This window comes from Sporofaciens sp. SGI.106 (assembly GCF_050314255.1).
GTDB lineage: Bacteria > Bacillota > Clostridia > Lachnospirales > Lachnospiraceae > Claveliimonas.
The window spans coordinates 123097-145833 of record NZ_JBNPMZ010000006.1 but is presented as its reverse complement, the minus strand read 5'-3'; the positions used below and the strand labels follow the sequence as shown (position 1 = coordinate 145833).

The following is a 22737-nucleotide window of genomic DNA, read 5'->3' as shown; positions in this document are numbered from 1 at the left end:
CTCTACCTTACTTAAAACCGTCAAGCACATTATAGGATTCGTCATATCTCAAATCAAGAAATTAAAGTCGTAAAAAAATGACAGGCTTCGAGAAATTTTTGATATTTCGCTATTTTTCATCTAACTTTTATGCGTAAAAAAATTTCCCTCGTTCATACCGGCCTGTATGTAAAGGGAAATTTGTCTCTTTTTCTTCTATTTTGACTTTAATTTTTCTGGGTTTTTTCGTCGCCCAGACAGGCAGGGGTTCCCTCCCATCTGATATGTTCCACTTTTTTTCTCAAATCAAGGAAAATGTCCACAAGAAGAGGGTCGAAATCTCTCCCGCTTCCACTCCGTATAATTTCAAAGCACTCATCCAGAGGAAGTGCCGCCCGATAACAGCGGTTTTCCGACACAGCATCAAATACATCTGCAATCGACATAATCCTTGCACATAGTGGAATCTCTTTCTCCCGCAATCCGTCGGGATAACCCTTTCCATTCCATTTTTCATGGTGATGAAGCGCAATCTCATATGCAATCTCCAGATACTGCTCATTCCCCATCCGACTGAAAGTCTCACGGATAATCTCTCCACCCTTAATCGTGTGCATCTTCATCATTTCGAATTCTTCCTCCGTAAGTCTTCCCGGTTTCTGAAGAATCGCATCCGGCACCGCAATTTTACCCACATCGTGCATAGGTGCTGCCATCAGAAGATTCTTCATGTAATCTCTCGTCAGGATTTCCGAATAATATCCTCTATTTCGCAGCTCTTCCGCAAGAAGGCGTACATATAATGTTGTCCTCTTTACGTGGCCTCCGGTATTATTATCCCTGTTCTCAATCAAGGTTGCAAATCCCATAACCATCTCTTCATGATACCGTGACAGTTCCTGCATAACCGGGTCTTCCTGATTCATATATGCCCCGAGGATGATCAACATGGTTCCTATACTGCTGACCAGCATATCCGGGAAAATCATCTGATAAACGGTTGCAACACTCATGATCACAATACAGGAAATAATACTGGCCCTTTTCTGTTGCTGAATATACTCCCAGCGTCGAAATACAATATATACCGTTAGCGCAAGATACACCGCCACCATAACAAAACAGGTATAGGCCGGAATTCCCATAGAATAATTGCTGATCGGACTTGTCCGGTATTCCAGCGTAGGGAGACTGATGAATACAACAACTACATTCACCAGAAACGGGGTGCAAAGAATCAGGCGCTTATTCCTGTTATTCGGAATTCCTTCCGTCATAGAAAGTATGTACAAGAACCATATAAACACCACCGCATCGATACTTGCCAGAAACATCCCATGCAGAATAAGATTCAGAGATGGATTCACCGTATCCAGATGATTCACCATATATGCTGTTGTGCCGTCAAGAATCAGATTTACAAAACCTGTGAGCAAAAGGATTTCATACAGGTTTCTTCCCTCATTAATATGAAATCTGCGGCGCTCCCTGTAATATACTATTATGATATATACGAGTACCAGAAGACACCCCATCTGTAATCTGCAGTATTCCACAATTATTTCCTCCTGTGTATCATATTTATTATTCCGCTAATTGATTTACGTTTTTGCGGTCTCATACGAATATTTTCCGGTTTCAAATCAATTGAATTCTCCAGAAGTTTTTGACACATCCTGCAAATCTGTTCTCCCGGCACAGTTGGCGCTCCACATGCCACACAAATATCAGGATTGTCTATTATTCTCTTTTCCGAACTCAATCTATCTCCTCCAATCAGCCTGATGACATTTTTATGATATCATTATTATATGAATCATACCTGTCATTTATTACGCTGATTGCAACCGAAGGCATAATAACTCTTTTATTATAATCTGTCAAAAGGCACCAACATTTTACGGTTGATGCCCTTTGGTTACTCCTTATTCTTTTCGCAACATTTATCAGATTACCTGTCCAAATTTCTTGCAATGGTCTTTACAACCTCATCTATTACAATAGGCTTTGACAAATGCCCGTTCATTCCGGCATCCAAAGATGCCTGTACATCTTCAGCAAAAGCATTTGCCGTCATTGCGATAATAGGGATTGTATCGGCATCCGGACGATTCTGCAAAGTACGGATGGCTTTTGTGGCTTCATAACCGTTCATCTTCGGCATCATAACGTCCATAAGGATTAAATCAAATGTGCCTTGCGGATTTTCAGCAAAGAATCTTGCTGCTTCATCACCATCGGCAGCCCTGGTGATTTGGATTCCCAGTTCTTCCAGCTGAACAATTGCGATTTCTGCATTCAGGTCATTGTCTTCAGCCAAAAGGATCTTCAAACCTGTCAAATCTATATTACCAACAGAGTAATTCTTTTTCTTAACCTCACAGGCATCCGTAATCTCCATAGGCAATTCAACGGTAAAAGTTGAACCAATTCCCTTCTTACTCTCCACAGAAATCGTTCCACCCATCAGGTCAACATACCGCTTTGTGATGGCCATACCTAAACCAGTACCCTTATACTGGGTCCGGGCACCATGCTCTTCCTGTGAAAACTCATCAAAAATATGACCAACAAATCCTTCTGCCATACCAATACCGGTATCGGAAATCCGATATCGTACATTAATGTGATGGTCATCTTTTCCCGGATGGTAGCTGACCGTATAGGTAACGGTTCCACCATCCTCCGTAAACTTCACTGCGTTTCCAAGAATGTTTACAAGTACCTCCCTGACACGCACTGCATCGGTCAACACATAACGCGTTTCAGGCTCTTCAAGTTCGGTTCGGAAGGTGATATTACGATTGGATAGATAACCGTACATTATTGTAAGCACCGAATCTGTAACCTCAGCAATATCAACAGGTGTTGGTGTGTATTTGATCTTTCCGCTTTCAATGCGGCTGATGTCCAGCACGTCATTGATAAGAGCAAGTAAATGCTCAGAACTCTCACTGATTTTATCGAGGCAATTCTTGATTTCAGGAGGTGGACTATGTTTCATAGCAATATTGGTAAAACCGATAATGGCGTTCATAGGTGTTCGAATATCATGGGACATATTATTCAGGAAAGTGCTTTTTGCCGCATTCGCTGACTCTGCAACCATGCGCAGTTGATTCAGTTCCCTGTTCGTCTCCTGTTCCACTCTCACCATCTGACTGCTTCGCCGCACTCTGATAAAACTGATGACTGCCAGCAGCAGCAACAGCGCCATAGCTAAAATAAATATTACCGCCGTCCGAATGGTGGATTCCATCATATTCATGGTACTGACTGCCACAGAGTCCGCAGGGATCAGAAGCATCAGTATCATATCATAATCATCCAGTGCTGTAAGGCAATAGTAATACTCCGTCTGGTTCAGCAGGATATTAGCAGTGGCAATACCTTCCCTATCTAACTGTTCTTTGACCATATCAAAGCTTTGCTCCTGAACATACTCTACTTCTCCCAGCGATTTAAAAATATTCCGTGCATCAATGACATCTTCCTCATCTGCATCAAAATAGGCCAATGTTCCGTTTTTTCTGATGAAATAGGTTGCAGCACTGCCACCGTAAGTTGTGGTGGTATAGTATTGTTTCACAGTTTTAATATCCTTCAAAAGAACCACATGGGTAAACCGGACATTGTCATCACCCATTGTGACGGGGGAATCTAATTCCCGTGAAAATACAAGAAAGCATCCATCAATATTGTCAGTCTCAGAAATAAAGGTATGCCGACTATTTTCATCTATCAGATGGCTGACATCGTTCCAGATGCCCACAGGACCATTGCGGAGATACGCCGTGCCCTGTTCATCCAGAAGCATTACCTGACTTCCGTACATATCTGTGCAGAACACCTTTTCCAAATGAGCAATGTTATCGCACAGTTCCTGTCTGTTTTCAAAATGTTGCCCCTGTACAGCGTTATTAAGCCCTTCCACCAGATTCCAATGTGTCTGAAGGCCGCTGGTCAGATTTGCCTTAATCTGAGTAACCATTTCCTTCAGCTGATTGGAACGCTCCTCAACAGTCAGCTTCATCAGGGAATTACGCATAAAAACTATGCCCAACACCAGGGAAACGACCAGAATCAATGCAAACACAACGGGCAAAAGATATTTAGTTTTTTGTTTTCTCTCTTGCATAGGATGTTCTCCTCAAATCTCTTTCATACGCTGTGTGTCAGCGACCAGTCTGCATTTTATCGCAGGATGATGTAATCCGTAGGCTCTTCCAGCTGCTCTCCCTGTTCCACCAGGCGCTGCGTCAGGTATTCCTCTGCCTTAGGACCTTCGATATTAACTTCCGTAACTCCCATTTTCTCCATGACATCGGACATATACCAGTCGCGTTCACCATAGATCAGGAAGGAATAGGTTGCACTGCGATCCAGTTCCTTGCCATCTATAGTCAGAGCATTAAGTGTATAACCACCATCCTTCTTTGTAATGTCCATCTCGAAACCACTGGAAACATACAGAGTGCTGTCATTGCAGACTGCACCACGGTTGCCAGTCATAGAAAGTGTGGTTTCCACAAGTGTATAGATCTGATCACCGGTCAGTTCCATAAGGCCTGGCCAGCCGCCGTCATTCTTTGCAAGATATGCCAGATCTTTCTGGGAATAGTCGCCACTGTAGATGTCACTTGCTACATAGCAGGACTGCATAAACACCAGATCCACACCAGACAGCACGCGCATGGTATTTGCAATGGAAGAGGCCGCCTGATTACCATGTTCCGGGGTAAAATCGTTGGAATAGCTGGTGTCGATATGAGCAACGATCTCAGTGCCGGGTTCTTCTCCCGCCAGCTCTTTATTAAATGCAGCCAACGCCTCCTCCGGTGTCTTAATTTCATCGTTCAGAATCATCTGTACTACATCTTTGGAAATACGGAACATATCATTGGATGCCAGACGGATATACAGCTTGTTCTGCTCAACATAAGGCTTCAGGTTGTCCATCTCAGGCATCAGTTCCAGAGTAACGTCTTTTTTATATGGTACCATGTTTTTACCATAAGAGATATGATCCTGCCCCTCCTGATTGACCATGGCAGTCATGATGTCCAGAATCAGTTTTTCACGTTCAGGGTCATCCATACCCTTACTGGAAGCTGCAATCTGGAAGGTTGGATAAGTCAGATACCAGTTATCCTGCTCTGTCTGACCATAATACGGCATCAAAAGCACTTCATCTTCACCACGGCCTGGGAATGAGATAACATCCGCTCCGGTACCACGGAACATAGCTGCTTTGCCTTCACTAAACATGTCCTTAGGAGTTCTATTCTGATAAGATGCATCCTCGGCACTCAAACCGGTTTTTTCTTTGAAATCAAAGAAATTTTCGAAAACAGGAAGCCATACTTCTTCTGAAAGTTCATTCGTCGCGCCACTCTCATACTGCTGACGCCATTTACGCCCCTCTATACTCTGAAGCATTGGAATTGATGCGCCCTGAAGGACTTCCATACAGGTATAGTCAGCTTCAAAGTCAGACACGAAACTTCGAATCCCCACCGCCTCGAAAGCCTCGCAGGCAGCGACAAAGCTGGTATAATCTGTAGGAACAGGTACATTGTACTCGTCAAACAGAGTCTTATTGATGATAAGGCTGTCCACCTCTGCACAGGTAGGAAGCCAGTTTACCGAACCATCATCATAGGTATAGCTATCCAAATAGGAACCATAATAGGTGTTGGCCAATTCGGTATTGCTAAGATCATACAGATAATCCTTCAACAGCACCGCATCCTTTAAAGCGAAACGGCGAACCGTCAGAATATCCGGCATATCGTCATGATCCTGACGAAAACGATAGTAATCCGTGGAGTTAGTGGCCAAAACAAATTCAAACTCCACTTCCGGGAACTGGTCGCAGAGGTACTGGTTATATTTATCCAGCATCTGATTTCCCCAGCAGGCAACTACGACCTTTTCCTTTTTTTCTCCCTGTGCCCCGACATTTTCCACAGTATTTCCTTCTTTGCTACTCTGGCTTCCACAGCCAGTCAGCATCGTTGCTGCCATGGCTAATGACAGCAAACAATAAACAATTCTCTTCATAATTCTTCTTCTCCTTCTTGTAATCTAATCTTTCCACAAACAGCAGCCGCCTTTGTTTTTCCGCTTCGCACGGTACAGAGCCTGATCTGCATTCTGAATCAGTCCTGCAAAGTTATTCTCATTTGGTCCGCACAGAGCAATTCCCACGGAGCAGGCAGCCTGAAATGCCTGACAGATATCTGATGCTTTTTTTTCAGCAACCTGACCGTCATTCAAATGCTTCAGAACAACCAGAAATTCATCTCCGCCATAGCGGCAGAGGATATCCTTTGCCCGCGTCTTACGCCGGAGCAGATCTGCAAAAGACTGGATAAGCCGGTCTCCCTCTTCATGACCAAAGGTATCATTCACTTGCTTTAAATCATCCAGATCAAAAAGGCACACTGCCACAGGCAGATCCTCTTTTCGCAGAGAATCCATGGCGGCCTGTAATCCCCTCCTGTTGAGCAGACCCGTCATATAGTCCCGACTGGCCTCATCCTTCAGGGTAAGCTCACGTTCATGCGCAGCTGCAATCCCCATCAGTTTTTCAACACGTCTCTGAAGATCACACTGGGGATGACATTTACACAGGAAATCATCTGTTTCCAGTGCTAGCGGCAGCTCCTCCATCATTTCACCTCCGGGAATGGTGGCTAATACAGGAATTCGCCAGAACAATGGATTCTGTCGTAAAACTTTCAGAATAGAAGCTGCTCCATTCTCCGGGAGTGTCATGCTCAGTATCACGGCAGAAACGTTGCCACGCTCGTACTCAGTAATATAGGGTAAGGCACTGTCTGAATCGGAAGCTTCCAGAACCTGATATTGTCCTTTAAAAGTTCTGCAAACCTGCTTTCTGTATGCTTCGTCTTCATCTATTATCAGCAAACTTCGCATATCATTTACCTCCCACGATGACGTCATCACCGAAGGTCCGCAACAGGAAGGCTGATTCTTTAATAATTCTTCATATTCTGTGACAGGCATGGGTTTTGCAAAATAATATCCCTGTACATAGTCACACCCAATATCTCTCAGGCGCTCCAGCTGCTCCCGGGTCTCTACCCCTTCCGCCACCACGCTGAGTCCCATTCCATGGGACATATTGATAACATAGCTCAGTATACTCTGGTCTGCAGGTTTTTCCATTTCATTCTGAATAAACTTCATATCAAGTTTTAATATATCCATTTTCATCTGATTCAGCATATTCAGAGAAGAGTAACCACTGCCGAAGTCATCCATTTCTATAATAAATCCCAGTTTCCGCAGCTGATTTACAGTATTGATAATCTGTACAGGATTTTCTGCATAGGCACTCTCCGTAATCTCCAGGTGCAGATATACCGGATCAATATCGTATTTTCCGATAATTTTCGCAAGAGTATCCACCAGATCAATCTGATAAATGTCTGCCCGCGAAACATTAACGGATACCGGCAGCAATGGATACCCCTTATCTTTCCAATCCCTGAGTTTCATGCATACCTGCTCCCAGACATACTGATCCAGGTGGGAAATAAATCCATTTTTCTCAAAAAGAGGAATAAATTCTCCCGGAGACATGAATCCCCATTCCGGATGAATCCAGCGCACCAGTGCTTCTGCCCCGGCCATACTTTCTTCATTCAGATTATACTTAGGCTGTAAATAAACGATAAACTGTCTTTCAGCCAGAGATGTCTCCATTGTGTCAGTGATGGCTTTCTCCCGCAGCATTTTACCGCGAAGCGCATCATCATAAATGGCATAGAACTGGTTATACTGCCCTTTGATACTGTCCGCTGCCACTCGAGCCCAGTCACACATCTGCTCAACAGGGATTGTCCGGTCAGTAATCTCATAAATTCCCCATTTAACAGACACGTTCTCCATCTTTTCCGTACGTTCATTAAAGGATTCATTTAAAAAATTCTCCCGATCTGACAGTTCCGTTTCCCTCTCCTGCATGAACAGGAAACAGTCTGCGCCATAACGCCCGCAGATTCCCAACTCACCAATCATTTTTTTCATATTGGCAGCGCTGTCACATAGCAGACGGTCACCGGCCTTCCGGCCATAGATATCATTATATAATTTGAAATTTTCAATATCAAAACAGACAATCGTATACTCATGTTCGTGATCTGTTTCCAGTCTTTCCTTTACCTTGCGGTAAAAGAACTCCTTACTGTAAAGTCCTGTAAGTCGATCGTACTGGAGCTGATTAACAATTGCAGCGGTTTCCCGCAGCTAGATAATACTTGCCACCCGGTGCAGGATTACCTGAGGACGGTAAGGCTTTGGCACAAAATCAGTAGCGCCATGCGAGAGAGCATTCACTTCATCCGCCTCACTGTCACTCTGCGTCATTACAATGACCGGTATCAGTGTCAGCTCTTCATCCTCCTTCATTCGATCCAGGAAGGTGTATCCATCCATTACGGGCATCATAACGTCCAGGAGAATGAGAGCAATGTTGTCCCTGTGTTGTTTCAGAATATCCAACGCCACCTGACCATTTTCAGCCTCCAGCACCTGATATTCATCCGACAGTATCTCACTCAACATTGCCCGGTTGAGGTCGTTATCCTCTACAATTAAAACTTGTTTCTGCGGCATCATTCTAAATTACCTCTTTTTCCTAAATGTATATAGCATTTCGAAATAATAATTGACATCAAAACCTATATAATCGCAAAGTTATACAATATAAATCATACCACACTTTTTCCGTAAATAATAGGAAATTATTCCATTTTTATAACATGTCATGTTAAATGTCATTATCAAATTATTGTCATGCGATATTACACTTCTGGGTGCATTCACAATTGATTGTCATTATAAAAAATCCTATCCCACACTTTTGCTTCAATTGTGTTTTCACATATGTTATGATATATGCAATAATACTTCTTTCATAAACTGTACATTAGGAGGTCCCACATATGAAGAAAATCTTTGGCATAAGCCTGTTTGTATTAGTTATCGCAGCAGTTCTTTTTCCAACTTTTTACAGCAGTAATTCTGACAGTTCATCTTCCTCAACCTCAACAAGAGAAATCACTCCTGTTTACGATTATGTGCTCGATGTTGGCACCTATACTTCTCTTGATTGGGATTGGGCTTTATCGAACGGAGAAAAATTACTGAATAAGATGTCATGTCATTGCTCGGCCGCCGCTACTCAAACCGATGACGGTGTAACTTTAGTCGGACGAAATTTTGATTTTTATATAAATCACAACCCCTTATATATTTTCAGGACAGCAGTTGATGATTGCTATGAAACAATCGGAATTTCTAATGCTCTTAATGATGCACCTGAATACAGTGACACTATAAAAAACGGCCTTTCAAAGGAAATGGAGAATGTCATTCCTTTTATTGCTGTGGATAGTTTGAACGAAAAAGGTTTATATATTGAAACTAATATGCGTTTAGGCGAATGGAACGAAGATGAAAGCATTAAATTTTCTTCATCCGGCACTCTTAATACCGAAACTAAACCGATGAGTCTTCAATACCTCACCCTATACCTGACTCAGAATTGTGCAAACGTTAAACAGGCTATAGAACTGGTCAACCAAACAAATATATATTTGCCTGACTCTATAGACGAAATCAACATTTGCTTTTTGATGGCGGATGCCCTAGGCAATTACGGTGTACTGGAAATCGCAGATAATGAAGTATATTGGCTGGACAAGCAACCGGTTCAGACAAATTTTTACATCAACAAAACCTGCTATGAAAAATCCGATTATAAAGCCGGTCTTGGAAGGTATTCCCTGTTAATGGAACAGGTAGAGAATGTCGAGACATTTGAAGAGATGTTCACTCTGATGGATTGTGTAAAATATTCAACGATCAACGACCCCGAAAATGCTTTATTTGATGTCCGTTCAGAATATGTTGGCATTTATGAAAATTGGACCGATGAATATGTCCTGAATGAAGCAAACAAGGATGAAGTGCTCAGTCTTATCAAAAGTGATGGTGAAGCATTTTACAGCATGACCCGGGAGGAGCTTCGAGACTGCGGAGAATTCTGGGAATCAACCATGACTTCTGTTGTTAACTGTAATGAAAAAAGTATATTCATCAGATTTTTCGAAGATGACTCATTAACTTTGAAGCTGGACTTTGAGCAATAGCCCACATTCCATTTATGCAATGCGTGGTTTATGTTAATAAAGAAAAAGAGGATGCTTTCCAACACCCTCTCTTTCTGCTGCGCGTCTCAATGCTTGAGCATATCTTCTATAAAAATCCCATACCCTCTCGCGGGATCATTGACAAACACATGTGTCACAGCTCCCACCAGTTTCCCATCCTGAAGGATCGGGCTGCCGCTCACGACTGATTGTCATCAGGGACAACATTTTTATTGCATACAATTCATTACCACGCTGATCATCATTTCTTTTTCTTCCGGCCTTGATTCAGCAATCATGATCGTAAGAGCGACCAATGTTGAATCCTCTATCTTCTTTTTTCCATCTACAAATAACGCATTATTCTTATCCAGAAAATACAAAAACATAGTTGCTGCAATTCTTTTATTCCCATCAAAAAAACTATGATTCTTCGTTACAAAGTACAAAAGATTGGCTGCCTTTTCTTCCAGTGATTCGTAGATGTCCACTCCACCGAAAGACTGATAAATATTACCGATACTTCCTTTGAAGGAATCGTCCTTCTCTTTGCCGAACAGATCTGATTCATCCCCAAAGCGCATACTCTGAACCACCTCCATACATTCTTCATATCGAAGAACATATGTTGCTTCATTTCCCGTCGGACGAGTCATATTCTGATGATCGTAGGAATCCAGCAGATCGAGTGCATTGCTGTACTTTTCAATTACGGAAAGTACCTGTTTACTGTCCAGTTCATTCTCCGTCCTTTTCATAATCCGTATCACTTCTCCCAGCTGTTTGATACGATTATCATTCACCGCATAACCTTTCAATATGTACTGTTTCAATACAGAATTAGCCCAACGGCGAAATTCAACACCACGTTTGGATTTCACACGATAGCCAACGGAAATGATGACATCTAAAGTATAAAATGGTACCAATTGTTTTACTCCATCAACACGCATTTTTTGCGTGTTGTTATCTTTTTCAACTTCCCTTTCTAAAAAAACATTGTTAATATGTTTTCGTATTGTTTTTTCATCTCTCTCAAACAATGTCGCCATTTGATTTGCACTAAGCCATACTGTTTCATTTTCAATATTTACAGGTAATTTCACCTGCTTATCTTCCGTTTCAAAAATTACAATCTCGTTATTTTTCTGCACCCTTCTCCTCCTTCTGCTTTTTTTCAATCAATTCTTCATACTTCAGCTGATACTCAATCAGGCGAGGAATATATTCCGGCGGTCTCCTGCGTCCTGCCTCCCAATCCTCTAACGTTCTCAAAGGAATGCCAATATGTATTGAAAAATCTTTTCTGGTCATTCCTGTTTGTTTCCTGATTCTCCGTATTTTATCTGCAGATTCCATTTTTCTGAACACCTCCATGTAATGTTTCATTAATCATATCACATTATTTGCAAAAGCGCAATGCGTGGTTTTTAAAACTAAAAGTTATCCGATTGCAGCTATGGACAATATTTATATTGTTCGATGTACTGCGAAATGCTATAATGTATTAAGATTATGGCCGGGATTGAGGGAACTGTCTGCAGTGAAACAATCCGTAATCGCCTTTCGATATTCGAGTCTTATCAGGAAACAAAAGAGTAAAATAACATTTAGTATTTATTCGATCATGTGGTATTTAAGGTGACAAATTATGCGTAATACAATTCTTCGAAATATTGGTATCATTATCGGTGTCATTATCGGTTTGATCGTTATTTTAGTAATTGGGGCACTTGTCTATTTCAGATACTTTGCATTTGTTCCCGACAAAGGCGGTATGGAAGCAACCTACTTCCTGCTGAAAGTCAACCCGTACAATAGCGGGACGGATGAATTTGGTAAGTCTGTCGGTTATGGAACCGGGGAATCCAGGGATTATGAAATAGCAAACGGTGATGTTTTTTATGAGGATTTCAATGATACGTTAGTTCAGAATCCAAAGGAATCTGAAATCCCCAATATGATCGGTTTGCTGTTCAAGGTAATATCTTTGGATGAAGACAAAGTGACACTTCTTATAAATCAGGAAGAGCGTACAGTAATGTATGGGGAAGAATTTGTTGTCTATTCCCTGCTTGAAGTTCGGGATGGTGCCTCAACCGGTTATCGCATGCAGATAACGCCATGATCTAACATTGTTTTTCCTCCAACCACCGTTTTAGACGAAAAACCTTTCTTTTGAATTAAAGGCAGATGTGTCACGAGAGATTCGCACCACTGATGTTATTGATAGAAGTGTTGCAAGAATTCCTATGTATCAAGCTCTTGATACGATAAAAATTGAAACAAGCAATAAAACCTTTCGTGAAATAGTGGATGAAATAATGGCGCTTTGATACCGATAACTTCGAGTTTATTAAGTCGAACCTCCCTGAGAAAATTCCCCGGGAGGTTCGTTCTTTTACGCCGCCGCATCCAGCATATTCTCTATAAAAATCCCATACCCCCTCGTGGGATCATTGACAAACACATGTGTCACAGCTCCCACCAGTTTTCCATCCTGAAGGATAGGACTGCCGCTCATTCCCTGAACAATCCCTCCCGTGAGACGCAAAAGTTCTTCATCTGTGACCTGAATTTCCAGTGCCTTATTCGCCTCCCCCGCATAGAGATTCATTCCGGTAATCTCTATCTCATATTCTTTCACACTGCCGTCCACCGTACAGCGGATCACGGCATCGCCTTCCCTGACTTCTTCCCTCTGTGCCACTTCTACCGGGTCGGCATCATAAAACACGGTATCCATCCTGTCCATTGTTCCGAAAATACCTTCATCTGTATTTTTTGTAATGCTTCCAAGAACATTATAATTGTTATATACGATAATCCCTTCCATTCCTCCTGGAACTCCATTTTCTCCTTTCTGAATATCACGGATACTGGTAGCGTAGAGAACTCCCTTATCCATATCCAGTAGCCCGCCTGTATCCACATCGTGAATGCCGTGTCCCAGTGCACCGAAGCTGCTGTCTGCCTTCAGATAGGTTATGGTGCCAAGTCCCTGCGCATTATCCCGTACCCAGATTCCCAGTTTGTACTCATTTGAACTGCACCGGACCGCTTTCATACGAATATCAATCAATTGATCTTTTCTTCTGACTTTTAATATTACATCCTCATCTTCCAGGTTACGAATCGTCTCGATCAGCTCTGATTTGTTCTGAATTTCCTCTTGATCAAGTCCTACAATGTAATCCCCTTCCTTTACCAGATGCGCTGCCGGCTCGTATTTTAATCCATCTTCCGCTTCTATCTTGTCCGTTCCCAGCACCAGCACCCCTTTTGTCTCCATATAGATTCCGATCGGCATTCCTCCCGGAATCACCATACTGTCAGAGGTTCCTGCGCTTACCTCCTGCTGGAATGCAGATTTTTTCTCATGGATCAGATAGTAACCTCCACCCACACTCACCGAAAATACAACAATCATAATTAAGATTCTTCTATACCAGTATCTTCTCATTCTCCCGCTCCCCTTTTTTAATCTGTATAATAAATAAAAAGCAGACACATCAATATGTATCTGCTTTATTATATGGGTTTTACATTTATTTACACTGGAAATTTTTTCCTTGCAAGACGTTTCATTTCTCTCGCATTCTCTCTTACTGTCTCGGTTATCTCCGCGCCTCCAAGGATTCTTGCCAGCTCCTCCGTCTCTTCCTCATGAGAAAGCATGCGGATTCCTGTCCTGGTCACTCCGCCTGTCACTGTCTTTTCAATTGCAAAATGTACATCTGCCATGGCTGCAATCTGTGCCAGATGAGTGATGCAGATAACCTGATGTTTCCTGCCGATCAACGCCATTTTTTCCGAAACCTTCTGTGCGGTACGTCCGCTGATTCCCACATCAATCTCATCAAATATCAGAGTTTCTATCTCATCCCGGTCTGCCATAACCGTCTTGATTGCAAGCATGATTCGGGATAATTCACCGCCGGATGCAACTTCTGCCAGCGGTTTTACCGGTTCACCGGGATTCATGGAAATCAGAAATTCCACATCATCCCTTCCTTTTGCAGTGTAATCCTTAAGCTCTCCAAAATGGATCTCGAATTTCACATCCACAAAATTCAGATCCGCCAGTCCCTCTGTGATTGCCTGCTGAAGCAGAATTCCCTGCTCCTTTCTTAACTTTGTGAGCCGTTTCGTTTCCCTGTCAAGCTTCTCTTCTGCCACTTTAAGACGCTTGCCAAGCTCCTCCAGATAGTTATCAAAGTCATTCAGCACTGCAAGACGGGCTTCTTTCTCCTCGCAGTAGGCCAGAATATCTGAAATGCTGTTTCCATACTTGGTCTTCAGATGATTAATGACATTCAGCCTTTCCTCCGTCTCATGAAACTCTTCTTCTGAAAACTCCATGGACTTACTGTAATCCGATAATTCCCGGTTAAAATCATTGAGCAGACTATCCGTCTCCATAAGCTGCTGATAAAGCTCCTCAGCATGCGGATCATAAGATGACACTTCTGACAATAAGCGGATAGCACGGCTTAAGCTCTCGCTTGCACTTCCATCCATTCCACCAGTATATTCGTAAGCCTCATTCACATTCTCTACGATCTTTTTGCCATGCACCATACGCCGGTAAGCCGTTTCCAGTTCCTCATCCTCACCTTCCCGCAGCATGGCATCCCTGATTTCTCCAGTCTCGAATTCCAAAAATGCTATCTCTTTCGTCCGCTCCGCTTCATCACACCTGGCAGCTTCCAGTTCTTTCTTCACAGACTCGTATTCCCGATAACTGTTTTTTACCAGTTCTGCCGTTTCTGCAATATAATCCCTGGCATAAGCATCCAGAATCTCCATCTGATGTTTTTTGTACAAAAGGGACTGGTGCTCATGCTGTCCGTGAATATCAATCAGGATTTCTGCCACCGCCTTAAGCTTCGCCATAGATACGGTCTCCCCGTTAATTTTACTGACGCTTCTTCCTTCCATCAGCCTTCGGCTGAGCACAACCATTCCCTCTTCCGGAAATATATCCAGCGCTTCCAGTTTCTTTATCTGGTTCTCATTTTCCGGAACAAACAAAAGCTCAACATATCCATAAGGAGCTCCCTTACGGATAATATCCCTGGTATATCTTCCACCGAGAGCCAGATTTACAGACCCCAGAATGATGGATTTACCGGCTCCGGTCTCTCCGGTTAATATATTAAGTCCCTGACCGAATTCCACTTCCACTTCTTCGATCAGGGCAAGATTCTTCACATGTAAATTCTGTAACATACTGCCTCCTACAAGACAATTTTACTAATCTTATCCATTACCTTTACGGTATCCTCGGTACTGCGGATTGCACACATAATGGTATCATCTCCTGCAATACTTCCTACCACTTCCTGCCAGTGCATGGAATCAATTGCCGCACACACTGCCATAGCCATGCCGGATACGGTTTTGATCACCAGTATATTCTGTGCCATATCCATGGAGATATAACCATCCTTCAGCACTCTGATATACTTATCACTCATCTCCGTTTCTCCGGTCTGATGAACTGCATATTTCTGCCGGCCCTCATCCGTAGGAACTTTGGTAAGCTTCAGATCCCTGATATCTCTGGACACCGTCGCCTGAGTCACCTTGAATCCTTCTCTGTTCAGATATTCCGCAAGCTCTTCCTGAGTCTCAATATGATATTTATTAATCAATTCTACAATCTTTGCATGTCGGTTAATCTTCATCCCGCTAATTTCCTTTCATCTTTCTGCGCAAACGCTCCATAAAGCTGACCCGGCTCAGATGCATCATGGTTGTCTTTTTCTCCGATTTACAGATTGCTATTTTTTCCCCGGTTTTCATTTCCACAGTATCTGCTCCGTCAAAAGCAATAAAGACCTCTTCCACCTGATCATGCCTTCTCTTTCCAATCTCGATTATAATCTCGTCCTCCGCAGACAATACAATACTTCTTGTATTTAATGAATGCGAACAAATAGGTGTAACCACGATGCTGGATGCTGTCGGCTCCACGATAGGTCCTCCGGCTGATAAATTATATGCAGTCGAACCTGTTGGTGTGGATATAATCATACCATCTGCCTCATAGGAATTCAGAAGTTCACCATTTACATACAGATTAAAATGCAGAATCCGAAGATGCCCTTTTCTGGTAAGAACAATATCGTTCAGCGCAATACTGGTATTCCCGTTTTCAAATGTTCCCTGAAGCATCATCCGCTCTTCCGTCGTATAGTCTTCGTTGATGATCTGCTCCATTGCTTCTTCCAGATCATCCACTTCTACCTCTGTTAAATAACCGAGAGTGCCCATATTCACACCCAGAATAGGGATACCCGGCTGCAATACTCTGGCCACCTCGATGAGGCTTCCGTCTCCTCCGATAACAATAGCACAGTCAATATTTTCCGGTATTTTATCTTTTATTATATTATTTTGTTTATCTTTATGACAGAGGACACATACCTTTCCTCTCTGTTCAAGAAGACCAATCACACGGCCGGTCATCGACCGGTCTTTATCCTTGCCATCATTCGTTACAATCCAAAATCGTTCCATATTCTCTACCCAATCTGTTGTATTATTATTTTGACAGTGTTTCAAACGCTTCCTCTACCGTACGTTTTACATCGATATCACCTGTAACTCTTCCTTCTGCTTCATGAACCTTCTGCAGGTGAATCAAATATTCAATATTACCCTCCGGTCCTCTGATCGGAGAAAATTCCAGATTCAATACGTTGAATCCGATAGAACAGGCATACTCTTTTACTTTTTCAATTACTTCTACATGAGTGCCCTTTTCACGAACCACCCCTTTTTTGCCGACCTTCTCGCGTCCTGCCTCGAACTGTGGTTTAATAAGTGCCACAATCTGACCATCCGAAGACAGGTAATTCCGGATCGGCAGAAGCACTTTAGTCAAGGAGATAAAAGATACATCAATAGAAGAAAAGTCAACCGGTTCTCCCAGATCCTCCGGCGTCACATAACGGATATTGGTCTTCTCCATACAGACCACCCGTTCATCCTGACGAAGCTTCCACGCAAGCTGTCCTCTGCCCACATCAATGGCAAATACTTTTTTCGCACCATTTTGCAGCATACAATCTGTAAATCCGCCCGTTGATGATCCCACATCTGTACAGACCTTATCCTTAACCGTCACATCAAAATGCTTCATGGCTTTCTCAAGCTTCAATCCTCCCCTGCTTACATAAGGCATGGTGTGTCCTTTGATCTCAATCTGCACTTCATCTGAAAATGTGGTTCCGGCTTTATCCTCCCGCTGTCCTTCAACGAATACATTTCCGGACATGATGATTGCCTTCGCTTTTTCCCTTGATTCTGCCAGATTTCTTTTCACCAGCAGAACATCCAAACGCTCTTTCATGCTGTTTCGTCTCCTGTATCTATCATTTTACGGATTTCATTCTTATACCGGTAATATCCGATATTTTTCGGCTATGCGTTTCTTCATCGATACTGCATCCAGTTTTACTTCTCTTCGAAGTACATCCACGCTTCCATGCTCAATATAATCATCCGGAAGCGCCAGTGTAAGCACCGTTACATCCAGAGAATTTCTGGATACAAACTCCAAGACTCTCTCCCCGTATCCGCCATTCTGAACATTTTCCTCAATGGTTACGATCAGTTTGTGGTTCTTTGCCAGTTTACGAATCATCTCTTCATCTATCGGCTTTACAAATCTTCCATTTACCAGTGTACAGGCAAATCCCTCTTTTTTCAGTAGTTCTCTGGTATGCACAGCTTCCTCAAACATATGACCCACACTGATGATTGCAATGTCCGATTCCTCAAAAATCATCTCACTTTTTCCATATATGACCGGTGCCCTGTATTCCTCAAACCCGTCATAAGCAGAACCTCTCGGATATCTGAGTGCGATCGGTGCATCAAAATCCACTGCAAACCTTATCATATCAGCAAATTCCCAGCGATTCTTCGGTGACATCACCGTCATATTCGGTATTGCACCAAGGTAAGAGAGATCAAAGATTCCCTGATGGGTCTCCCCGTCGCTTCCTACCAGGCCTGCACGGTCTATGGCAAACACTACCGGAAGCTTCTGAAGGCTCACATCATGGATAATCTGATCAAATCCTCTCTGAAGAAAAGAAGAATATACCGCAAATACAGGCTTCATTCCTCCGGCAGCCAATCCGGCTGCAAAGGTCACTGCATGGGCTTCTGCAATACCCACATCGAAGAACCGTTTTGGATAACGCTTCCCAAATTCAGCCAGTCCCGCTCCATCTGCCATGGCCGCTGTAATTGCCACTACATTCGGATTCTTCTGACCTATATCACACATAACCTTGGAAAATACCTTCGTGTAGCTGTCTTTGGACGATTTGCTCACCGGTTCTCCCGTAGCTATTTCATAAGGACCCGTTCCATGAAACTTAGCCGGCTCCTTCTCTGCCGGTTCATAGCCTTTTCCTTTCTTCGTCAGCACGTGAAGAAGCACCGGTCCTTCTACCTTTTTAGCCTCCTGCAAAGCCTGACAAAGCATGTCTATATCATGTCCCTCTATCGGTCCCAGATAGGTTACCCCCATATCTTCAAAGAACATACCCGGAACAACCAGTTGCTTAATACTGCTCTTCGTCTTTCGTATATGATCAATCATAGAATCCCCGGCCACCGGAATCCGATGCAGGGCACTGGTAATTCCCTTTTTCAGTCCGGTATAAAAATCTGCCGTCCGAAGCTTATCCAGATATTGGGACATACCGCCTACATTTCTGGAAATAGACATCTCATTATCATTTAAAACAATGATAAAATTCTTTTTAATTGAAGCTGCATTATTCAGTGCCTCATAGGCCATACCTCCCGTCATGGAACCATCTCCAATGACAGAAACTACGGAATAATTCTCTCCTCTCAGATCCCGGGCCATGACATATCCAAGCCCCGCCGAAATCGAAGTAGAGCTGTGACCGGTATCAAAAGCATCACAATCACTCTCAGCCCTCTTTGGAAATCCGCTCATTCCGCCGTATTTACGCAGATCATCAAATCCATCCTTACGACCGGTCAGAATTTTATGGGTATATGCCTGATGTCCCACATCCCAGATAATCTTATCCTGAGGAAGGGTAAATACTCTGTGCATGGCCATGGTAAGTTCGACCACTCCCAGATTCGATGCCAGATGTCCTCCGGTACGGCTGATCTTCTCGATCAGAAATTCCCGAATCTCTTCCGCCAGTATCGGAAGTTCCTCTCTATTCAGTTCTTTTATATCATTTTCCTTTTGAATTCGTTCCAACATCATTGCCAGACTCCTTATTTTTCCCGATGGATTAACTCCTTAAGAAGCCACTCCAGGTAACTGTTTTCATCCGGAAGACTGTGAAGAAGTTCAATTGCCTCTCCGGACTCTTTTTCTACGATTGCTCCTGCTTTTTCTATTCCCATGAGCGTTACATACGTAGTCTTCTCATTCTTCTCATCACTGTGGATCGGTTTGCCAAGCACTTCACTGGTACTGGTAACATCCAGAATATCGTCCTGAACCTGGAATGCCAGTCCCACCCTGGCAGCTACCTGCTCCACGATCCTGATTTCCTCCTCTGATGCTCCTGCAAGTACCGCTCCTATCATCATCGAGGATTCTATCAGTGCTCCTGTTTTCAATTCATAGATAAAATCAAGCACATCTTTTCCAATCCGGTGTCCGGTTTCTTTGACATCTACCACCTGACCACCGATCATACCGTAAATTCCGGCCTTTTTTGCCAGAATACCCATAGCTTTTCCAATTCTTTCAGAAGACTCCGGATAAAGAGCAAATGCGCTGCACGCAGTTTCAAATGCGTAATTTAAAAGCGCATCTCCTGCCAGAATCCCCATATCCTCTCCATATACCACATGGGTAGTCTTCCTTCCCCTGCGGTACTCATCGTTATCCATTGCCGGAAGATCATCGTGAACCAGGGAATAAGTATGAATCATCTCCATAGCCGCCATGAAAGGTTCTACGATTTCTCCCTCTCCGCCAAACAGAGTAAATGTCTCCTTCATCAGCATCGGGCGCAGCCGTTTTCCTCCTGCCATCAGGCTGTATTCCATGGCTTCCATAATAATCTGCTGATATCCTTCCTTAGCAGGAAGATATTTTTCCAGGATTGCTTCAATCTCAAGCACCTTATTTTCACGCTGTTCCCTGTAAACCGCTTCATTCTGATCTGTCTGCTTTTCCATATCATTTACTGCCTCTGTCATCTTTCCTTAAAGAAATTCATGAGGCTCTCCTTCTTCATCCAATACTAACATCTGTTTTTCTACTTTATCGATTTTCTCACTGCATAGCTTCAGCATATCCATTCCTTTATGGTAAAGCTGAAATGATTCCTCCAGAGATGTCTCTCCTTCCATCCTCGCAAGAACCTCCTCCAGTTCTTCAAACACCTGCTCCAATGTATGTTCCTCTGTCTGAGCTTCCGCTTCTGTCTGCATTTTTTCTGCCATGCGAACCTCCCTTTTATCTTATCACATACGAAATATCTTATATTCAGAACCAACTCTTATCACATCTCATAAGACAAATTCTGTGTATCCGTAACCTCTGCACGAATCACACCATCTGATACATAAATGGAGAGCGTGTCTCCCTGCCGTACCTGATCCGTCTTTCGAACTGTTTTTTTCTCATCCTCCCACTGCTTCTCTACATAGGCATATCCCTGATTCAGTTTCCTGAGGGGTGAAAGTCCATTCATCCGCTCTACCTGAATTGCCAGACGATGTCTCGCTGCCTGAAGTTTCTGTTCCATAACCATCTGAAACTCTTCCTGAATGTCAATCATTCTCTGCCGTTGCTCCCGCAGCTTTGTACCCGGATGCAGGTAGCGAAATCTTGTCTGATACTGGGACAGACGCATGCGGCTCATGGATATCTGCTGTTCCATCCGCCTTACAAGCTTCATCCGGTACTCATACATCTGATTCTCATAGAGACGGTAATCCCAGACTGCCAGCTCGGCAGCAGCAGAAGGTGTGGGAGCCCGAAGGTCTGCCACATAATCGGAAATGGTAGTATCTGTCTCATGTCCCACCGCAGATATGACCGGAACCTGACAATTGAAAATAGCCCTCGCCACCTCTTCTTCATTGAATGCCCACAGATCTTCTATGGATCCTCCGCCTCTTCCTACAATGATTACATCCACCTGTTTCTGCTCCAGAAGCCGGATTCCACGGATAATACTTTCCTTGGCTCCCTCCCCCTGTACCTGTGCCGGATACAGTATAAGCTGAACAAATGGATTTCTGCGCCTGCTGATATTCATGATATCTCTGACGGCCGCTCCCGTAGGTGCTGTAACAACTCCTACTGTCCGCGCAAATGACGGAATCGGTTTTTTGTATTCCGGGGCAAACATCCCCATCTCTTCCAGTTCCCGCTTCAGTGCCTGGAATCTTTCATATAATACGCCCTCTCCATCTAACCGTATCTCTTTCGCATAAAGCTGATAAGATCCGCTTCTCTCATATATGCTGACCGCTCCAAATACGATTACCTGCTGTCCCTCACACATACGAAAAGAGAGCCCTCCCCGCTGCCCGGCGAACATCACGCAGGCAATCGTTCCGGACTCATCCTTCAGTGAAAAATATATATGTCCCGATGTATGGTACTTACAGTTCGAGACTTCTCCTTTTACATAGATACGGTTCAGCATAAAGTCCTGGGCAAACATGTTTTTAATATACATATTTACCTGTTTTACTGTATATACATTTGCCATATCATGCTCTCCTGATTATTCCGCAAATTTTGCCAGGATTCCATTGACAAAAGCCGGACTTTCTTCACCGCCGAACCGCTTTGCAAGCTCTACCGCCTCATTAATTGCAACAGAAACCGGCACATCGTCATCCCATTTCATCTCGTATATCGCAAGTCTGAGAATAGAGAGATCTACCTTGTTCATACGCCCCGTCTTCCAACCGGTCACGTTTTCATTCAGTAGATCATCAATCTCCTTAGCCTTTGAAGCCACTGCATCCGCTTTGTCTCCGATATATTCCCTGTCATTGTCCTCTGTAATCCCATTCTGCTCAAAATACAGACTCTTTTGCTCCTTCATCTCCTCCGGAGTGTTGAATTCTATTTCAAACACCATTTTAAAAATGTGTTCACGCTGTTCTGATCTCTTCACTTATTCTTCCTCCGGCACATCCACACCTGCAATGCGGATATTAACATCTGCAACGGTAAGCCCTGTCATATTTTCAATCGCAGATTTTACCTTCTCCTGTACCTTGTTGGAAACATCTACAATGCTGTATCCATATTTCAGATTCAGCTTGAGGGAAACGGTAACTACACCTTCCAGCACATCAACCTTCACACCCTTGGACAACGTCTTCATTCCAAGCTTTCCGATGATCTCTCTTGTAGTATTGCCGGACATAGAAGAAACTCCATCTACCTCCGTAGCTGCAAGACCCGCGATAATGGCAACCACTTCGTCTGCAATCTTAACCTCGCCAAGATTCTCATCTTCTTTTATTGTATAGGTATTTCTTTCTTCTTTTCCCATAACGTCCTACCTCACTTTTCTTAATT

At 43.3% G+C, this 22737-nt stretch carries 19 protein-coding genes and 2 pseudogenes; 3 read left to right on the top strand and 18 right to left on the bottom strand.

Features of this window, described 5'->3' with window-relative positions; translation table 11 throughout:
• Positions 1–206 precede the first annotated feature (206 nt).
• The 4 genes and pseudogenes from ACQRCC_RS06810 to ACQRCC_RS06795 form a co-directional block, all read right to left on the bottom strand.
• On the bottom strand, positions 207–1535 hold the full coding sequence (locus tag ACQRCC_RS06810; RefSeq protein ID WP_427850059.1) for an HD-GYP domain-containing protein: 1329 nt from the start codon (positions 1533–1535) through the stop codon (positions 207–209).
• Positions 1536–1930: 395 nt separating this feature from the next.
• The gene (locus tag ACQRCC_RS06805) at positions 1931–4117 is read right to left on the bottom strand and encodes an ATP-binding protein (RefSeq protein ID WP_427850058.1); all 2187 of its coding nucleotides are present in this window, start codon (positions 4115–4117) and stop codon (positions 1931–1933) included.
• A 56-nt stretch (positions 4118–4173) separates the two neighbouring features.
• Positions 4174–6042, bottom strand: a complete 1869-nt coding sequence (locus ACQRCC_RS06800; RefSeq protein WP_427850057.1) for a 5'-nucleotidase C-terminal domain-containing protein — start codon at positions 6040–6042, stop codon at positions 4174–4176.
• 24 nt (positions 6043–6066) lie between these two features.
• A pseudogene (locus ACQRCC_RS06795) lies at positions 6067–8628 on the bottom strand (EAL domain-containing protein).
• Positions 8629–8954: 326 nt separating this feature from the next.
• On the opposite strand from ACQRCC_RS06795, the gene ACQRCC_RS06790 reads away from it, so the two are divergent.
• Complete coding sequence (locus ACQRCC_RS06790) at positions 8955–10163, top strand: linear amide C-N hydrolase (RefSeq protein WP_427850056.1); 1209 nt, start codon at positions 8955–8957, stop codon at positions 10161–10163.
• A gap of 86 nt (positions 10164–10249) precedes the next feature.
• Here ACQRCC_RS06790 and ACQRCC_RS06785 read toward each other — a convergent pair.
• The 3 genes and pseudogenes from ACQRCC_RS06785 to ACQRCC_RS06775 all read right to left on the bottom strand — a co-directional run.
• Positions 10250–10366, bottom strand: a pseudogene (locus tag ACQRCC_RS06785) (SpoIVB peptidase S55 domain-containing protein); the annotation flags it as partial.
• 27 nt (positions 10367–10393) lie between these two features.
• Entirely contained in the window at positions 10394–11317 is a 924-nt protein-coding gene (gene rhuM, locus ACQRCC_RS06780) for a RhuM family protein (RefSeq protein WP_427850055.1), read from the bottom strand.
• Positions 11304–11522: a helix-turn-helix domain-containing protein gene (locus ACQRCC_RS06775; RefSeq protein ID WP_427850054.1), complete on the bottom strand. Its 219-nt coding sequence runs from the start codon at positions 11520–11522 to the stop codon at positions 11304–11306. The genes rhuM and ACQRCC_RS06775 overlap by 14 nt, the downstream gene beginning before the upstream one ends.
• A 292-nt stretch (positions 11523–11814) precedes the next feature.
• Between ACQRCC_RS06775 and ACQRCC_RS06770 the strand changes: the two genes are divergently transcribed.
• Both ACQRCC_RS06770 and ACQRCC_RS06765 read left to right on the top strand, forming a co-directional pair.
• Positions 11815–12291 (top strand): hypothetical protein, encoded by a 477-nt coding sequence (locus ACQRCC_RS06770; protein ID WP_427850053.1) that lies wholly within the window; start codon positions 11815–11817, stop codon positions 12289–12291.
• A gap of 67 nt (positions 12292–12358) precedes the next feature.
• Positions 12359–12499 carry a hypothetical protein gene (locus tag ACQRCC_RS06765; RefSeq protein WP_427850052.1) on the top strand — a complete coding sequence of 47 codons (141 nt, stop codon included), beginning with the start codon at positions 12359–12361 and terminating at the stop codon, positions 12497–12499.
• Positions 12500–12564: 65 nt separating this feature from the next.
• On the opposite strand, the gene spoIVB is transcribed toward ACQRCC_RS06765, so the two are convergent.
• From spoIVB to ACQRCC_RS06710, 11 genes are all read right to left on the bottom strand, one after another.
• Positions 12565–13626: a SpoIVB peptidase gene (gene spoIVB, locus ACQRCC_RS06760; protein WP_427850051.1), complete on the bottom strand. Its 1062-nt coding sequence runs from the start codon at positions 13624–13626 to the stop codon at positions 12565–12567.
• Positions 13627–13715: 89 nt separating this feature from the next.
• Positions 13716–15395, bottom strand: coding sequence for a DNA repair protein RecN (gene recN / locus ACQRCC_RS06755; RefSeq protein WP_427850050.1), 1680 nt, complete (start codon positions 15393–15395; stop codon positions 13716–13718).
• A gap of 8 nt (positions 15396–15403) precedes the next feature.
• Positions 15404–15853, bottom strand: coding sequence for an arginine repressor (argR, locus tag ACQRCC_RS06750; RefSeq protein WP_427850049.1), 450 nt, complete (start codon positions 15851–15853; stop codon positions 15404–15406).
• A gap of 4 nt (positions 15854–15857) precedes the next feature.
• Positions 15858–16688, bottom strand: a complete 831-nt coding sequence (locus ACQRCC_RS06745) for an NAD(+)/NADH kinase (RefSeq protein WP_427850048.1) — start codon at positions 16686–16688, stop codon at positions 15858–15860.
• A gap of 25 nt (positions 16689–16713) precedes the next feature.
• Positions 16714–17523, bottom strand: coding sequence for a TlyA family RNA methyltransferase (locus tag ACQRCC_RS06740; protein WP_427850047.1), 810 nt, complete (start codon positions 17521–17523; stop codon positions 16714–16716).
• Between the two features lie 42 nt (positions 17524–17565).
• Complete coding sequence (gene dxs, locus ACQRCC_RS06735) at positions 17566–19434, bottom strand: 1-deoxy-D-xylulose-5-phosphate synthase (protein WP_427850075.1); 1869 nt, start codon at positions 19432–19434, stop codon at positions 17566–17568.
• Positions 19435–19448: 14 nt separating this feature from the next.
• Positions 19449–20366, bottom strand: a complete 918-nt coding sequence (locus ACQRCC_RS06730) for a polyprenyl synthetase family protein (protein ID WP_427850074.1) — start codon at positions 20364–20366, stop codon at positions 19449–19451.
• A gap of 27 nt (positions 20367–20393) precedes the next feature.
• A complete protein-coding gene (gene xseB / locus ACQRCC_RS06725) occupies positions 20394–20633 on the bottom strand; it encodes an exodeoxyribonuclease VII small subunit (protein ID WP_427850046.1) in 240 nt (79 codons plus the stop codon).
• Positions 20634–20692: 59 nt separating this feature from the next.
• Entirely contained in the window at positions 20693–21913 is a 1221-nt protein-coding gene (gene xseA / locus ACQRCC_RS06720; protein WP_427850045.1) for an exodeoxyribonuclease VII large subunit, read from the bottom strand.
• A gap of 15 nt (positions 21914–21928) precedes the next feature.
• On the bottom strand, positions 21929–22327 hold the full coding sequence (gene nusB, locus ACQRCC_RS06715) for a transcription antitermination factor NusB (protein WP_427850044.1): 399 nt from the start codon (positions 22325–22327) through the stop codon (positions 21929–21931).
• Complete coding sequence (locus ACQRCC_RS06710; RefSeq protein ID WP_427850043.1) at positions 22328–22711, bottom strand: Asp23/Gls24 family envelope stress response protein; 384 nt, start codon at positions 22709–22711, stop codon at positions 22328–22330.
• Positions 22712–22737 lie beyond the last annotated feature (26 nt).

Bases quoted from the DNA above. Each gene is read 5' to 3' on its own strand.
- ACQRCC_RS06775 (WP_427850054.1), bottom strand. From the start codon at position 11,522: ATGGAATCTGCAGATAAAATACGGAGAATCAGGAAACAAACAGGAATG.
- ACQRCC_RS06805 (WP_427850058.1), bottom strand. From the start codon at position 4,117: ATGCAAGAGAGAAAACAAAAAACTAAATATCTTTTGCCCGTTGTGTTT.
- xseA (WP_427850045.1), bottom strand. From the start codon at position 21,913: ATGGCAAATGTATATACAGTAAAACAGGTAAATATGTATATTAAAAAC.
- ACQRCC_RS06730 (WP_427850074.1), bottom strand. From the start codon at position 20,366: ATGGAAAAGCAGACAGATCAGAATGAAGCGGTTTACAGGGAACAGCGT.
- ACQRCC_RS06745 (WP_427850048.1), bottom strand. From the start codon at position 16,688: ATGGAACGATTTTGGATTGTAACGAATGATGGCAAGGATAAAGACCGG.
- ACQRCC_RS06790 (WP_427850056.1), top strand. From the start codon at position 8,955: ATGAAGAAAATCTTTGGCATAAGCCTGTTTGTATTAGTTATCGCAGCA.
- spoIVB (WP_427850051.1), bottom strand. From the start codon at position 13,626: ATGAGAAGATACTGGTATAGAAGAATCTTAATTATGATTGTTGTATTT.
- dxs (WP_427850075.1), bottom strand. From the start codon at position 19,434: ATGTTGGAACGAATTCAAAAGGAAAATGATATAAAAGAACTGAATAGA.
- recN (WP_427850050.1), bottom strand. From the start codon at position 15,395: ATGTTACAGAATTTACATGTGAAGAATCTTGCCCTGATCGAAGAAGTG.
- ACQRCC_RS06800 (WP_427850057.1), bottom strand. From the start codon at position 6,042: ATGAAGAGAATTGTTTATTGTTTGCTGTCATTAGCCATGGCAGCAACG.
- argR (WP_427850049.1), bottom strand. From the start codon at position 15,853: ATGAAGATTAACCGACATGCAAAGATTGTAGAATTGATTAATAAATAT.
- ACQRCC_RS06740 (WP_427850047.1), bottom strand. From the start codon at position 17,523: ATGAAAGAGCGTTTGGATGTTCTGCTGGTGAAAAGAAATCTGGCAGAA.
- xseB (WP_427850046.1), bottom strand. From the start codon at position 20,633: ATGGCAGAAAAAATGCAGACAGAAGCGGAAGCTCAGACAGAGGAACAT.
- ACQRCC_RS06770 (WP_427850053.1), top strand. From the start codon at position 11,815: ATGCGTAATACAATTCTTCGAAATATTGGTATCATTATCGGTGTCATT.
- ACQRCC_RS06710 (WP_427850043.1), bottom strand. From the start codon at position 22,711: ATGGGAAAAGAAGAAAGAAATACCTATACAATAAAAGAAGATGAGAAT.